The organism is Rubrivirga marina (genome assembly GCF_002283365.1).
In the GTDB taxonomy this organism is placed as follows: Bacteria; Bacteroidota; Rhodothermia; order Rhodothermales; family Rubricoccaceae; genus Rubrivirga; species Rubrivirga marina.
The window spans coordinates 2,870,073-2,884,166 of record NZ_MQWD01000001.1; the positions used below are offsets into that span (position 1 = coordinate 2,870,073).

Sequence of the window (14,094 nt, forward strand, 5' to 3'; positions counted from 1 at the left end):
CCCACGGCTACGTCCTCGACGGACGGAGCCGTCGAGCGGGGGGAGGGTCGTCGGTCGGAGTGGGCATCGGGGGCGCCCCGGGGGCCGGGGCGGCGGGCGGGCACGAGGGCGCCGCCGTCAACCTCCGGCCCGGCCTCCTGTTCCGGTCCGCGCCGGCCGTCGGGTGGGGGCCGGGCGTCACCGGATCTTCGCCACGCGCGCCAGCGACGCCTCGTCGCCCGTGACCACGAGCGTGTGGGTGTCGAGGAGCGGCGCGTCGGGGTCGGGGACCGGCGTCGTCGTGTCGGCCAGCACGTCGTGGACGGCGACGACGGAGACGCGGTGCGCCCGCGTCAGGTCGAGCTCGCGGAGCGTCTGCCCTTCCCACGCGCGCGGGACCGCCATCTCCTGGATGCTCAGCCCGCTCCCGAGGCGGACGTAGTTGATGAGCGCGGCGCCCTGCGTCATCTGCAGCGCCAGGTTGATCGCCGACTCCCGCTCCGGGAAGACGGTCCGGGTGGCCCCGACGCGGGCGACGATCCGGGCGTGGTCGGCCGAGACGACCTTCGCGACCACCTCGCGGACGCCCAGGTCGCGGAGGGCCATGACGGCGAGCGCGCTCGCGCTCAGGTCATCGCCTGTGCTCACGACGGCCGCATCGGCCCCGCCCGCGCCGATCCGCTCGAGGACGGCCCGGTCCCGGGCGTCGCCGACGACGGCGCGCGTCACAAGCGGGGCCATCCGGTCGACGAGCTCGCCGTCGCGGTCGATGGCGACGACGTCGTGGCCCTGTTTGTGGAGGGCCTGCGCGGCGGCCGAGCCGAAGATGCCGAGGCCGACGATCACGTAGCGGTTCATGGGGCTGGGGCGTGGGGCGTGGAGCGGGGGGTCATCCGAGGCCGACGTCTTCGGAGGCGTAGCGGAACGCCGTCGGGTCGCGGCGCCGCGAGAGCGCGGCGGCGAACGCGAGCGGGCCGACGCGGCCGACGAACATCAGCCCGATCGCCGTCCACCGGCCGACGACCGAGAGGTCGGGCGTGACGCCCATCGACAGGCCGACGGTGTTGAACGCGCTCGCGGCCTCGAACATCAGCGCCAGGAACTCGGCCTCGACCGTCGCGCCCTGCGCCTCGGCCCAGGCCAGCTCGCTCCACGTCAGGACGAAGATGGCCGCGGTCACAACCCCGAACGCGACGACGAACAGCCCGACGGCGCGTTGGATCGTCCCCTCGGGGACCGTCCGGCCCCAGACGGCGACGTGGTCGCGGCCCCGGAGCCGGGCCCAGGCGAGGAGCACGAGGAGCGCCGCCGTCGTCGTCTTGATCCCGCCCGCCGTCGAGCCGGGCGAGCCCCCGACGGACATAAGCAAGACCGTCAAAAAGTTGGTGCTCGGGGCCGCCTCGGCGTAGTCGATGGCGTTGAACCCGGCCGTCCGCGCGGTCACGCTCAGGAAGAGGCCGTTGACGGCCCGGTCGAGCGGGTCGAGCTCGGAGAAGGTCCGCCCCCACTCGAAGGCGGTGAAGAGCACGCCGCCGCCGACCGCGAGCAGCGCCGTCGTCGCGAGCACGAGCCGGGTGTGCACCGACAGCCGCGGCCGTCGCTCGGGGTGACGACGGAGCCGGTCCATCAGCTCCTCCAGGACCAGGAACCCGATCCCGCCAACGGTGACGAGGGCCATCACCACGACCAGGATTCCCGCGTCGCCCTGGGCGCCGACGAGGGAGTCCGAGAACGTCGAGAAGCCGGCGTTGCAGAAGGCGCTGACCGAGTGGAAGACGGCCGGCCAGAGGGCCCCGCTCATCCCCATCTCCGGCGCCCACTGGACGTAGAGCAGCGCGGCCCCGACGGCCTCGATGCCGAGCGTGAACCCGACGACGTGGCGCGTCAGCCGGAGCGGGTCGAGGCCGACGGCCGGGCCCGCGGCGCTCCGCGCGAGGTCCTCCTGGCGGAGCGAGAGCCGGCGGCCCAGCGCGGCCAGCAGCAGCGTCGAGAACGTGAGGATGCCGAGCCCGCCGAGCTGGATGAGGAGGAGCACGTAGGCCTGCCCCCAGCCCGTGAAGAACGTCGCCGTGTCGACGACGACCAGGCCCGTCACGCAGATGGCGCTGGTCGCCGTGAACAGGGCGTCGAGCCACGACAGCGGCTCGCCCGCGTAGAGGCCGGGGAGCGCCTTGAATCCGACCGTCCCCACCCCGACCAGCAGGAGGAACGAGCCGACGAAGAGCTGGGCGGCCGAGAGCGACCGTCCCCACGCGCCCCGCTGGCGCACCGGGCCGTCGGCGTCGGTCACGAGCCCCAGGCGGCCGGCGGCGCCTCGTGCGCCCGCTCCCAGCGCGCGAGCGCGGCCCGGACGTCGGCAGTGCCCCCGGCCGTCCGGAGGGCGTGGCGGAAGTCGGCGTCGTGGCAGGCACGGGCGACCTGGGCCGTCGTCCCGAGCCCGGCGGCGCCGGGCGGGAGGAGGAGGAGCCAGACGACCTCGGTCGGAGCCTCGGCGTCGGCCACGCCGCCGCGCGTGAGGCCGAGCGCGAACGCCGGCCACTCGAGCCCGTCGACCCGGGCGTGCGGGAGGTCGACGCCCTCGCCGAGGTGCGTCGACCCGAGCGCGTCGCGCTTCTGGAGGAGCCGGAGGACGAGCGCCTCGTCCAGCCCGGCCGCGTCCGCCACGCGCGGCGCCAGCGCCGCGACGACCGCTTGCCGGTCGACGGGCTCGGTCCACACCGCGACGCCGCCCGGAGCGAGGAGGGCCGGGAGCCGGAGCGACGCGTCGAAGGCGTCGGGGGGGGGAGTCAGGGCGGGGCGGCCCCGCTTCCACCAGGGGCGGGGTCGGTCGTCGGACATGCGGGGTGGGCTTCTGGTCGTCCCTTCAACCCCGGCGGCACCCGGCGTGTTCGCGGCTCGCGCGGTGTTTGGGGATTGCGGTGTTTGGGGATTAGAGAGTCGTCACGGCCACCCCCAGCTGCCAGCGACAGCGGACGCCGGGTGCGTGTCTAACCCCGAGGTCCCGCGTCCCACGAGGCCGGAGAAGAGAGCGCGAAGCCAGAGGCGGTCCGCCGCGCGACGCCTCGAACCCAGCGTCCGCGCGGGCCTCGACAGCGCGTTACACAATGGTAACCGTCCGAGACGAACCGTCCGGGTCGCGCCGGGAGTTCGAGGGGCATGCGACTCCTTGCCCTCCTCCCGCTCCTCGTGCTCGCCGGCTGCGCCGGGTGCGAGGAGGCCGACCCCTCCGGCCTCGCGGGCGCCGTCACCGTCGACGGCTCCTCGACCGTCTTCCCCCTCGCCGAGGCCGTGGCCGAGGAGTTCATGCGCGACCACTCGGGCGTGCGGATCACCGTCGGCGCGAGCGGGACGGGCGGCGGGTTCGACAAGTTCGCGCGCGGCGAGACCGACGCCTCGAACGCGAGCCGCGTGGTCAAGGCCGAGGAGCTCGAGCGGCTCCGCGCCTCGGGCGTGCGGTTCATCGAGATTCCCGTGGCGTACGACGGGATCGCCGTCGTGACGCACCCCGCGAGCGACTGGGTCGAGTGCCTGACGACCGACGAGCTCCGGAGGATCTGGGAGCCCGAGTCGGCAGTCGAGACCTGGGCCGACGTCCGGGCCGGCTTCCCGGCCGTGCCCATCGCGCTCTACGGGCCGGGCACCGACTCGGGCACCTACGACTACTTCACCGAGGCGATCACCGGCGAGGAGGGCGCGAGCCGGACCGACTACACGGCGTCGGAGGCCGACAACGTCCTCGTCCAAGGCGTCTCCGGCGAGGAGGGCTCGCTCGCCTTCTTCGGGCTCGCCTACGTGGCCGAGAACCCGGACCGGCTGAAGGTGCTCGGCGTCGACAGCGGCGACGGGTGCGTGGTGCCGACGCCCCAGACCGTCCAGTCCGGGGAGTACGCGCCGCTCGCGCGCGTCGAGTTCGTCTACGTGAACGCCGCCGAGGCCGACCGCAACGAGGCGCTCGACGCCTACGTTCGGTTCTTCCTCCGGATGGCGGGGCCGCTCGCGACCGAGGTCGGGGCCGTGCCCCTCAGCGACGAGGCCTACCGCCTCGCCACCGAGCGCTACCACTCCCGTGCCACGGGCAGCCTCTTCGCCGGCCGCGTCGGCACCCGCGTGGTCGACGTGCTGACGACCGCCACCGAGTCCGCCGCCCTCCGGGCGGCCACCCGATGACCGACCTCGCTCTGGGGCACGGCGCCGAGGCCGTCCCGTCCGCTGCGCCCACCTTTGAGGGGAACGTCTCGCGGAGCGCCACGGAGCGGACCGTTGGCGCCCTCCTCTCGGCCTGCGCGCTCGTCACCGTCGCGACGACGCTCGGCATCGTGGCCGTGCTCGTCTGGGAGACCGTCGCGTTCTTCGGCCAGGTCTCGCCCGTCGAGTTCTTTACGGCGACGGAGTGGACCCCGCTCTTCGTCGACGGCCAGTTCGGCGTGTGGCCGCTCGTGACGGGGACGCTGCTGATCACCGTCATCGCGGCCGTCGTGGCGCTCCCGCTCGGGTTGCTCGCGGCCGTCTATGTGAGCCAGTTCGCGCGGGCCGGCGTCCGGCGCGTGGTGAAGCCCGCGCTCGAGCTCCTGGCCGGCATCCCGACGGTCGTCTACGGCTACTTCGCGTTGACGTTTGTGACGCCGCTCCTCCAGGCGGTCGTCCCCGGGCTGGGCGTGTACAACGCGCTCTCGGCCGGGCTGGTCGTCGGGATCATGATCCTGCCGCTCGTGGCGTCGTTGTCGGAGGATGCGCTCCGGGCCGTCCCGCGGCGGCTCTCGGAGGGCGCGTACGCGCTGGGGGCGACCGAGGGCGAGGTCGTCTGGCAGGTCACGATCCCGGCGGCCCTTAGCGGCATCGTGGCCTCGTTCATCCTGGCCCTCGGTCGGGCCGTCGGCGAGACGATGATCGTGGTGCTCGCCGCTGGGGCGACGCCCGCGCTCACGCTCGACCCCCGCGAGAGCGTCCTCACGATGACGTCGTTCATCGTCAACGCCACGCTCGGCGACGCGGCGCAGGGCTCGGCCGTCTTCCAGAGCCTGTTCGCCGTCGGCCTCCTCCTGTTCCTGATCACGCTCGCGATGAACGTCGGCGCCCAGCGGGTCGTCCGGCGGTTCGCCGAAAAGGCGTAGCCATGTCCGCATTCGACCTCACCGTTCCGTCCCCCGCGCTCGCCCGTCGTCGTCGGCGGGGGGGCGTGCTGCGCGGGCTGTCGCTGGCGGCCGTCGTCGTCGGCCTCGGGACGCTCGTCGCGCTCCTCGGGCAGGTCCTCGTCGAGGGAATCCCGTGGCTGAGCGCCGACCTGCTGTTCGAGTACCCGTCGCGGATCGCCGAGCGGGCCGGGCTGAAGGCGGCCCTGGCCGGGACGTTCTGGCTCATGCTGGTGACCGCGGCCGTCGCGGTGCCGATCGGCGTCGGAGCGGCGGTCTACCTCGAGGAGTACGCCCGGCCCGGACGCTTTCTGGACCTCGTGACGATCAACATCGCGAATCTCGCGGGCGTGCCGAGCGTGATCTACGGGGTCCTCGGGCTGGCCGTGTTCGTTCGCGTGCTGGGCTTCGGCGCGAGCTTCGTCGCGGGCGGGATCACGCTCGCGCTCCTCGTCCTGCCCGTCATCGTGATCGCGACGCAGGAGGCGCTCCGGGCCATCCCGAAGGGCGTCCGCGAGAGCGCCTACGCGCTCGGGGCGACGCGCTGGCAGGTCGTCCGCGCCCACCTGCTCCCGCTCGCGGCGCCCGGCGCGCTGACCGGCATCATCCTCGCGCTCAGCCGGGCCATCGGCGAGACGGCCCCGATCCTCGTCGTCGGCGCGGCGACGTTCCTGGCGTTCCTGCCCGCGACGCCGCTCGACGCCTTCTCGGCGCTCCCGGTCCAGATCTACAACTGGGCGTCGCGGCCGCAGGACGAGTTCCGCGGGCTGGCCGCGGCCGGGATCCTCGTGCTCCTCGCCGTCCTCCTCGTGCTCAACGGCCTCGCCATCTGGCTCCGCGACCGCGCGGAGAGCCGGACGGCCCGCTAACCCTCTCCCCATGACCACGACCCTCCCTCGTCCCCGCCCCGTCCGCGCCCCGTCCGAGGTGGCCTACGAGCCCCCGATCAAGCTGGAGGTCCGCGACCTCTCGGTCTGGTACGGGTCGACCCAGGCGCTCCACGGCGTCTCGCTCGACGTCCCCGAGCGGTCGGTCCTCGCCCTCATCGGCGCGTCGGGCTCGGGCAAGAGCACGCTGCTCCGGGCGATGAACCGGATCCACGAGCTCACGCCCGGCACGCGGACCGAGGGCGACGTCCGCCTCGACGGGCAGTCGGTCTACGGCGCGGCCGACCCGGTCCTCGTCCGGCGGCACATCGGGATGGTGTTCCAGGCGCCGAACCCGTTCCCCAAGACGATCTACGAGAACGTGGCGTGGGGCGCCCGCATCAACGGCCTCGACGGCGACATGGACGACCGGGTCGAGGAGGCGCTCGAGCAGGCGGCCCTCTTTTCCGAGGTCAAGGACCGGCTCCACACGTCGGCGTACGGGCTCTCGGGCGGGCAACAGCAGCGGCTCTGCATCGCGCGGGCCCTCGCCGTCGAGCCGGCCCTGCTCCTGATGGACGAGCCGACGAGCGCGCTCGACCCCCGCGCGTCGGCGCTCATCGAGGAGACCGTCCGGACCCTCGCCGATCGGTACACGGTCGTGATCGTGACGCACAACATGCAGCAGGCCCGCCGGGTCTCGGACCGGACTGCGTTCATGGACGCTGGCCGCCTCGTCGAGGTCGGCGAGACGCCGCAGGTGTTCGAGGCCCCGCGAGAGGAGCGGACGCGGGCCTATGTCTCCGGCCAGTTCGGCTGACGCCGCCCCCGCCGCGGGGCGGCGGCGGCCGGGGCCACCGTGCATCGTGCAACGCAGACGCGTATGGCCGTGCGGTCCGCACGACGGGGCGACGGCGGGAGGCCCCTGGGACGGGGCGTGAGAGTGGGGGGAACGTGGCACGGAGTTTCGTAGCGGCGGCCAAGGCCCTGCTGGGCCCTCACTCCACCCCCGACGGCGCGCCCGTCCTCCGCATACCCGCATGGCAGACGCCTCGCAGACCCGAGACGCTTGGGGAAGCCGCATTGGCCTGATCCTGGCGATGGCCGGCAACGCCGTCGGCCTCGGCAACTTCCTCCGGTTCCCCGTGCAGGCGGCCGAGAACGGCGGCGGCTCGTTCATGGTGCCGTACTTCATCGCCCTCCTGCTGCTCGGCATCCCGCTGATGTGGGTCGAGTGGGGGATCGGGCGTCACGGCGGACGCTACGGGAAGGGCCACGTGCCCGGGATGCTGGCGGCCCTCTGGCGGCACCCCGCCGCGAAGTACCTCGGCGTGATGGGCATGGCCATCCCCATCATCGTCCTCATCTACTACACGTACATCGAGTCGTGGTCGCTGGCGTACGCGGTGTTCTCGATCTCGGGGACCTTCCAGGACCGCTCGCCCGACGAGATGGCGTCGTTCCTCGCCGACTACCAGTCGGGGGGGGCGTTGGCGATCGGGTTCTTCGTCGTGACGCTGGCGATCAACGTCTGGGTCATCTCGAAGGGCATCGAGCACGGGATCGAGCGGCTGGCGAAGATCGGGATGCCGGTCCTGTTCCTGTTCGCGGTCGTCCTCGCGGGCGTGGTCCTGTTCGCGCTCACGGCGCAGCCCGGCGCGGGCGGCGCGACGGCGGCCGACGGCCTCGAGTTCATCTACAGCCCGGACTTCTCGCTCCTCGGGAGCCCGAGCGTCTGGCTGGCGGCCGCGGGCCAGATCTTCTTTACGCTCTCGGTCGGGATGGGCACGCTCTCGGCCTACGCGAGCTACCTCAAGAAGGACGACGACCTCCTCCTCTCGGGCCTCGCCACGAGCGCGACGAACGAGACGGCCGAGGTCGTCCTCGGCGGGACGATCGCGATCCCGGCCGCGGTCGCCTTCTTCGGCGTCACCGGGGCGGTCGCGATCGCGGGCGAGGGCGCCTTCAACCTCGGCTTCGTGACGATGCCGATCGTGTTCCAAAGCCTCCCGCTCGGGGCGTTCCTCGGCTTCATGTGGTTCGGGCTCCTCTTCTTCGCCGGCATCACGTCGTCGGTCGCCATGGCGACGCCGCTGATCGCCTTCTTCCGCGAGGAGTTCGGGGCGCGCCGCGAGCCGGTCGCCTGGGCGCTCGGCGGCCTCGTCCTCGCCGCCGGCCTCCTCCACGTGGCGCTCCTCGATCGCGGGTTCCTCGACGAGTGGGACTACTGGGCGGGGACGTTCGGGCTGGCGCTCTTCGCCCTCGTCGAGGTGGTCCTCTTCATGTGGGTGTTCAAGCCCGAGAACGCGTGGCGCGAGCTCCACGAGGGCGCCGACATCCGCCTCCCGCGCGTGTTCAAACTCGTGCTGACGTACGTGACGCCGGCCTACCTCGGCCTCCTGTTCCTGTGGTGGGCCGTCGCCGACGCCGTGCCGATCCTGGCCATGGAGCAGACCCCGAACGGCACGCCGTACGCGCCCGAGGACGTGCCGGTCGTGCTCCTCTCGCGCGGCGTGATGGTGCTGCTCTTGGTCGTCGGCGCCGTCCTCGTCCGCGTCGCGTGGAAGCGGAACGGCTACGACGACCGCGCCGGCCTCCCACTCGTCGACGACCCGGCCCTCTCGCGGCAGGCCCGCGAGGCCGCCGAGGTGGGCGCCCCCGCTGTCCCCCCTGCCCCTGCCCTCGAGGTCTCCTGATGCCCGCTCTCTTGCTGCTCCTCCTCCAGGACGCCGACCTCGCGTCGCGCGTCGTCGCCGACGGCCAGATGGACCCCGCAGCGCTGGCCTTCCTCGCCGTCAGCTGGGCCTGCGTCCTCGGGCTCACCGGTTGGGCCTTCGCGCGGATCCTCCGCAAGCCGACGCCCTCCGCACCCGAGCTGTAGCCCCACCTCGGCGTCGAGGCCGGCCCGATCCCCTACGACGTCCGCTCTCCCTCCGGGAGAGAGACAGGGCACGGGTCGCCGCCCGTCGGATCAGGGAGTCGATTCCAGCGCCGAGGCCGGCCGGCCCCCATCCCTGGCCGCGTCGACGCTCCTCGGCAACTCCCTCCGCTCCGGGCCTGCCTCGGCGTCGTCGAGGCGGGGGGGGCTGCGGTTGCAGCATCGGAGTCCGCGTGGCCCGTCGTCCGGGGTCCGTCGTTCCCCGCCCGCCGCCCTAGAACCAGACCACCCAGATCATCAGCAGCGACACCGCCCCGACGATGAGGTTCGCCGCGGCCCCGCTGACCAGAAAGTCCGAGACGCGGTACCGCCCGGCCGACATCACCATCATGTTCGTCTGGTAGCCGATGGGCGTGAGGAAGCTGCACGACGCGGCCACGGCGATGGCCAGCGCGAAGGCCTCCGGCGGCGCGCCGACCGCCCGGGCCGATTCGAGCCCGACCCCCACCATGAGAGCCGCCGCGGCGTTGTTCGTGATGAGCTCCGTGAGCAGGCTCGTCGCGACGAAGGCGGCCACGACGACGCCCATCGCCCCGAACGGCCCGGCCGCGCCCCCGACGGCGACGGCGACCGCTTCGGCGAGCCCCGTCTGCTCGATGGCCCGCCCCAGGCCGAACGCCGAGGCGATCACGAGGAGGACGGGGAGGTCGACCGACCGCCGGGCCTCGGCGCCGCTGAGGCACCCCGAGGCGACCATCGCCAGGGCCCCGACGAACGCCGTCGTCGCGATCGGCACGTCGAACACGGCGGACACCCCGATGACGCCCGCGAGGATCGCCAGCGACGTGGCCCTCCGCGCTGGCGGAGCCGGCGCCCGCCCCGGCCGCACGCGGGCGACGACGACGAACGTGTCGCGGTCGCGGCCCCACCGCTGGGCGAACCCGGTTGGGGCCTCGACGAGGAGCAGGTCACCGGCCTCGAGGGCGGCCCGCCCCAGGCCGCCCGTCAGCGCCCGGTCCCGCCGCCGGACGCCCACCACGACCCCGCCGTACCGCTCGCGGAACGCGACCTCACGGAGCGTCCGGCCCACCAACTCGGAGCCGACGGCGACGACGGCCTCGAACAGGGGGAGCCCGTCGCCCAGGCCGCGGACCGGCCGCCCGAGCCCGGGCCGTCCGAGGAGACCGTCGAGGGCGTCGAGCGCTCCGACGAACAGGAGTCGGTCGCCGGCTCGCAGGACGGTCGCGGGCGTCGCCGGGGTCGCCTCGCTGTCCCGTGGCTCGATGTGGGCGAGGTACGCCCCGTCCAGGTCTCGCAGGCCGGCCTCCTCCACGGATCGGCCCACGAGCGGCGAGCCCTCGGCGACGCGCACCTCGAACAGGCACTCGGCAGGGACCGGTCCGGCCTCGACCGCGTCGAGCCCACGGTCGGGCAAGAGCCGGTGACCGACGAGCCCGAACCAGGCGACGAGCGCCAGCGCGGCCGGGAGCGCGATCGGCGTGAGGTCGAACAGCCCCATCTCGGGGCCCCCTGCCTCCACGACGAGCCCGGCCACCACGAGGTTCGTGCTCGTCCCGATGAGCGTCGTCGTGCCGCCGACGATGGCCGCGTACGACAGGGGGATCATGAGCTTCGACGGGGCCACGCCGGCCCGCGCGCACCACGCCTGGACGCGCGGCATGAGCATGGCCACGAGCGGCGTGTTGTTCAGGAAGGCCGAGAGTGTGGCCGTCGTCAGCATGAGCCGCGCCGTCGCCCGGCCCACGCCCTCCCCGTTCCGGAACAAGAGCCGGTCGGCGAACGCGAGCGCGCCCGTCGCCTGGACGCCGGCCGCGACCACGAACAGCGCGCCGACGGCGATGACGGCCGGGTTCGCGAAGCCCGCGAAGGCGTCCTCGGGCGTGAGCACGCCGGCCACGAGGAGCGGAGCGAGGCTGGCGAGCAGGAGGAGGTCCGGCCGCGCCACGCCCCGCACGAGCGCGACGAGCAGCGCGGCGACGACGGCGAGCGTGAGCCACGCCTCCCAGGAGAGCCCGGCCACCAGGCTACAGGAGGGCCGGGGCGTCCGCCCCGGCGCCCCGTGCGACCCCATCTCCCTCGGCGACGGGCGCGGCCTCGGACTCCGGCTCGACGGGAGACTCGGGAGAGGCCCCACGGCGCCCCAAAACGCGCCCGGCGCGCGCGCGCCAGCCGTCGAGGATTTCGTAGACCGTCGGGATGACGAGGAGCGTGAGGAGCGTCGACGTGATCACACCGCCGATGACGGCGGCCCCGAGCGGGCGCCGGAACAGGGCGCCCTCGCCGTGCCCGATCGCGATCGGCACCATGCCCGCCACGAGCGCGACGGTCGTCATGAGGATCGGCCGGAGGCGCACGGCGCCCGCCTCGATGAGCGCCTCGCGCGTGGGCATCCCACGCGCCTTCGCGTCCTTGGCGAAGTCGATGAGCAGGATCGCGTTCTTGGCCACGATGCCCGCCAGCAGGATCACCCCGATCATCGACATGATGTTGATCGTGCTCCCGGCCACCCACAGGCCGCCCATGACGCCGACGAGGGAGAGCGGGAGCGACGCCAGGATGGCGAGCGGGTCGAGAAACGACCCGAACTGGAGCACCAGGATGAGGTACATCAAGAGGATCCCCGACCCGAGCGCCGTCAGGAGCGTCCCGAACACCTCGGCCTGGTCCTCGGCCTCGCCGCCGGTCGAGAGCGTGACGCCGTCGGGGAGCGGGCGGGCCTCGGTCTGGCGGGCGATCTCGGCGAGCACGCCGTTGAGGCTCGCGCCCGGCGCCACGTTCGCCTCGACGGTCACGACAGCCTCCCCGGCGAGGTGCTCGACGAGCGCTGGACCCAGTCCGTCGCGGACCGTCGCGACCTCGTCGAGGGTGATCGCCCGCGCGCCGTCGGGGCCGGCGACGCGGACCGGGAGCGCGGCGAGGTCCCCGGACTCGGCCCGGTAAGCCTCGGCGTAGCGGACGACCACGTCGCGCGTCTCTCCGTCAGGGTCCACCCAGTCCCCGGCGTCGACGCCGGCGAACGCCGGGCGGAGTGAGGCGGCGAGCGTGGCCACGTCGACGCCCCGCTCGAGGGCCGCGTCGCGGTCGATCTGGACGTCGACTTCGGGGCGGCGCCCGCGCGTCGAGAGGCCGACGTCGGTCGTGCCCGGCGTCGCTTTGACCGTCGCCAGGAGCCCCTCGGCGGCCTCGGCGAGCACGCCCGCGTCGGCGCCCGAGAGGCGGAGTTGGATCTGCTTCGCGGCATCGAAGCCGGTCGCGAGCGAGACCTCGACGCCCGGGACCTCGGCCACGACGCGCTGGCGGAGCGCGTCGGCGACGTCCGTCTGGCCCCGCTCGCGGTCCGCGATCGGCACGAGGCGGACGTAGACGGTCCCCTCGTCGACGGCCCCGCTCTCGGCCGAGACCGTCGCGTAGGTGTAGGCCACCTCGGGGAGCGTGTGGGCGATGGCGTCGATCTGCCCCAGACGCGCGCGCGTCGTGGCGAGCGACGTCCCGGGCGGGAGCGTGACCGCGATGCGCGCCTCCGAGTTGTCGTCCTCGGGGAAGAACCCACCGCCGACGAGCCCGAGCGCCGGGAGCGCGAAGGCGGCCACGAACGAGGCCCCCGTGATCGCCAGGACGCTCTTCGGGTGGTCGAGCGCCCACGCCACGACGTGCCGGTACCCCTCGGCCTGCCGGTCGAACCACGCGTTGAAGGCGTCGAGACGGCGCGTGACCCAGCCCCGCTCGTGGGCCGGCCGGTGGGGGTCGGGCCAGTAGGCCGAGAGCATGGGGTCGAGCGAGAAGCTGACGAACAGGCTCACGAGGACGGAGCAGGCGATCGTCAGCGCGAACGGCTGGAACCACTGGCCCGCGAGCCCGCCGATGAACGCGATGGGCACGAACACGGCCACGATCGCGAACGTCGTCGCGGCGACGGCCATCCCGATCTCGGCCGTCCCCTCGCGCGCCGCCTGGAGGTGGCTCTTGCCCATCTCGACGTGCCGGACGATGTTCTCCCGGACCACGATGGCGTCGTCGACGATGATGCCGATGGCGAGCGTGAGCCCGAGCAGCGACATCGTGTTGAGCGTGAACCCGGCGGCGTAAACGGCGGTGAACGAGGCGAGCATCGAGACCGGGAGCGCGAGACCGGTGATGACCGTCGACCGCCACGAGTTGAGGAAGACGAACACGACGAGGACCGTCAGCGCGAGCCCCTCCAGGAGCGTCTCGACCACGTTCCGCACCGAGTCCGAGACGCGCTCGCCGGCGTTCTGGACAACGGCCACCTCGGTCCCCGCCGGGAGCTGCGGGCGGACGGCCTCGACGGCCGCCAGCACGTCGGCCGCGACCGTCGTGGTGCTCGCGTCGGACGCCTTGATCACGTCGACGCCCACGGCCGGCTGGCCGTCGTAGAGCGCCAGCGAGCGGGCCTCCTCGGCGCCGTCCGAGACGGCCGCCACCTGGCCCAGCACGACCGTCCGTCCGTCGGCTCCGGCGCCGATGGGGAGCCGCGCGAAGTCCTGCGGGTCCCGCAGGCGGCCCTCCAGACGGATCGCCTGTTCACCCCCGCCCGTCTGGAGCCGGCCCACAGGCGCGGCCAGGTTCTGCGATCGGAGCGCCCCGACGACCTGCCCCGCCGAGACGCCGAGGCCGGCGAGCGCGTTGGGGTCGAGCGCGACCGTCAGCTCGCGGTCCTGCGCCCCGGCCACGTCGACGCGCGCCACGCCGGGCACGCCTCGGACGGCCCGGGCGAGGTCGCGGTCGGCCAGCCGCGTCAGCTCGGTGGACGAGAGGGCCGGGTTGGTGAGGGCGACCGACACGATGGGGAAGTCATTCGGCGAGAACCGCCGGACGACCGGCTCCTCCATCTCGGCCGGGAGGTCGGCGCGGATGGCCGAGAGGGCGTCGCGGATCTCGGTCGACGCCTCCTGCCGGTCGGTCCCGAAGCTGAACTCGACCGAGAGCTGGGCATAGCTGTCGAACGCCGTCCCCTGGATCCGCTCGACGCCGGAGATCCCGCGGACCGCCTCCTCGATGGGGTCCAGCACCTCGCGCTCGACGCCGTCCGGGGAGGCCCCGGGGTACGCCACGCCGACGACGAAGAACGGCGGGTTGATCTCGGGGAACTCGTCGGTCTCCAGCCGGAGGAGCGCGACGAGCCCGAAGGCGACGAGGGCCAGCACCGCCACGACGGTGACGAGCGGGCGGCGGATGGCGAGGTCGGAGACGAACACGAGGG

At 73.7% G+C, this 14,094-nt stretch carries 11 protein-coding genes; 6 read left to right on the forward strand and 5 right to left on the reverse strand.

Annotated features, from left to right (window positions below; all coding sequences use genetic code 11):
- Positions 1-177: 177 nt before the first annotated feature.
- Genes BSZ37_RS12000 through BSZ37_RS12010 form a run of 3 tightly spaced genes read right to left on the reverse strand, consistent with a single transcriptional unit; the run spans position 178 to position 2,817 of the window.
- The gene (locus BSZ37_RS12000) at positions 178-837 is read right to left on the reverse strand and encodes a potassium channel family protein (protein ID WP_095510772.1); all 660 of its coding nucleotides are present in this window, start codon (positions 835-837) and stop codon (positions 178-180) included.
- Positions 838-868: 31 nt separating this feature from the next.
- The gene (locus BSZ37_RS12005; RefSeq protein WP_218830492.1) at positions 869-2,269 is read right to left on the reverse strand and encodes a TrkH family potassium uptake protein; all 1,401 of its coding nucleotides are present in this window, start codon (positions 2,267-2,269) and stop codon (positions 869-871) included.
- Positions 2,266-2,817, reverse strand: a complete 552-nt coding sequence (locus BSZ37_RS12010) for a PTS sugar transporter subunit IIA (RefSeq protein WP_095510773.1) — start codon at positions 2,815-2,817, stop codon at positions 2,266-2,268. The genes BSZ37_RS12005 and BSZ37_RS12010 overlap by 4 nt, the downstream gene beginning before the upstream one ends.
- A 318-nt stretch (positions 2,818-3,135) precedes the next feature.
- Here BSZ37_RS12010 and BSZ37_RS12015 point away from each other — a divergent pair, with 318 nt between their 5' ends.
- The 6 genes from BSZ37_RS12015 (at position 3,136) to BSZ37_RS12040 (ending at position 8,855) form a co-directional block, all read left to right on the forward strand.
- Positions 3,136-4,146 carry a PstS family phosphate ABC transporter substrate-binding protein gene (locus BSZ37_RS12015; protein ID WP_095510774.1) on the forward strand — a complete coding sequence of 337 codons (1,011 nt, stop codon included), beginning with the start codon at positions 3,136-3,138 and terminating at the stop codon, positions 4,144-4,146.
- Positions 4,143-5,090 (forward strand): phosphate ABC transporter permease subunit PstC, encoded by a 948-nt coding sequence (gene pstC, locus BSZ37_RS12020; RefSeq protein ID WP_095510775.1) that lies wholly within the window; start codon positions 4,143-4,145, stop codon positions 5,088-5,090. Before BSZ37_RS12015 ends, pstC begins: the two co-directional genes overlap by 4 nt.
- A gap of 2 nt (positions 5,091-5,092) precedes the next feature.
- Positions 5,093-5,977 (forward strand): phosphate ABC transporter permease PstA, encoded by an 885-nt coding sequence (gene pstA / locus BSZ37_RS12025; protein ID WP_095510776.1) that lies wholly within the window; start codon positions 5,093-5,095, stop codon positions 5,975-5,977.
- Between the two features lie 10 nt (positions 5,978-5,987).
- Positions 5,988-6,794, forward strand: a complete 807-nt coding sequence (pstB, locus tag BSZ37_RS12030; protein ID WP_095510777.1) for a phosphate ABC transporter ATP-binding protein PstB — start codon at positions 5,988-5,990, stop codon at positions 6,792-6,794.
- A 220-nt stretch (positions 6,795-7,014) separates the two neighbouring features.
- On the forward strand, positions 7,015-8,670 hold the full coding sequence (locus tag BSZ37_RS12035; protein WP_095510778.1) for an SLC5/6 family protein: 1,656 nt from the start codon (positions 7,015-7,017) through the stop codon (positions 8,668-8,670).
- Positions 8,670-8,855, forward strand: coding sequence for a hypothetical protein (locus BSZ37_RS12040; protein ID WP_095510779.1), 186 nt, complete (start codon positions 8,670-8,672; stop codon positions 8,853-8,855). The genes BSZ37_RS12035 and BSZ37_RS12040 overlap by 1 nt, the downstream gene beginning before the upstream one ends.
- Before the next feature lie 271 nt (positions 8,856-9,126).
- Here the strand turns inward: BSZ37_RS12040 and BSZ37_RS12045 are convergent, their stop codons facing one another.
- Together BSZ37_RS12045 and BSZ37_RS12050 are read right to left on the reverse strand one after the other, a co-directional pair.
- Positions 9,127-10,893, reverse strand: coding sequence for an SLC13 family permease (locus tag BSZ37_RS12045; RefSeq protein WP_218830493.1), 1,767 nt, complete (start codon positions 10,891-10,893; stop codon positions 9,127-9,129).
- 4 nt (positions 10,894-10,897) lie between these two features.
- Positions 10,898-14,089 (reverse strand): efflux RND transporter permease subunit, encoded by a 3,192-nt coding sequence (locus tag BSZ37_RS12050; protein WP_179299604.1) that lies wholly within the window; start codon positions 14,087-14,089, stop codon positions 10,898-10,900.
- Between the last annotated feature and the right edge of the window lie 5 nt (positions 14,090-14,094).

Coding starts and splice junctions, on each gene's coding strand:
- BSZ37_RS12000 (WP_095510772.1), bottom strand. CDS start 837: ATGAACCGCTACGTGATCGTCGGCCTCGGCATCTTCGGCTCGGCCGCC.
- BSZ37_RS12010 (WP_095510773.1), bottom strand. CDS start 2,817: ATGTCCGACGACCGACCCCGCCCCTGGTGGAAGCGGGGCCGCCCCGCC.
- BSZ37_RS12015 (WP_095510774.1), top strand. CDS start 3,136: ATGCGACTCCTTGCCCTCCTCCCGCTCCTCGTGCTCGCCGGCTGCGCC.
- pstC (WP_095510775.1), top strand. CDS start 4,143: ATGACCGACCTCGCTCTGGGGCACGGCGCCGAGGCCGTCCCGTCCGCT.
- pstA (WP_095510776.1), top strand. CDS start 5,093: ATGTCCGCATTCGACCTCACCGTTCCGTCCCCCGCGCTCGCCCGTCGT.
- pstB (WP_095510777.1), top strand. CDS start 5,988: ATGACCACGACCCTCCCTCGTCCCCGCCCCGTCCGCGCCCCGTCCGAG.
- BSZ37_RS12035 (WP_095510778.1), top strand. CDS start 7,015: ATGGCAGACGCCTCGCAGACCCGAGACGCTTGGGGAAGCCGCATTGGC.
- BSZ37_RS12040 (WP_095510779.1), top strand. CDS start 8,670: ATGCCCGCTCTCTTGCTGCTCCTCCTCCAGGACGCCGACCTCGCGTCG.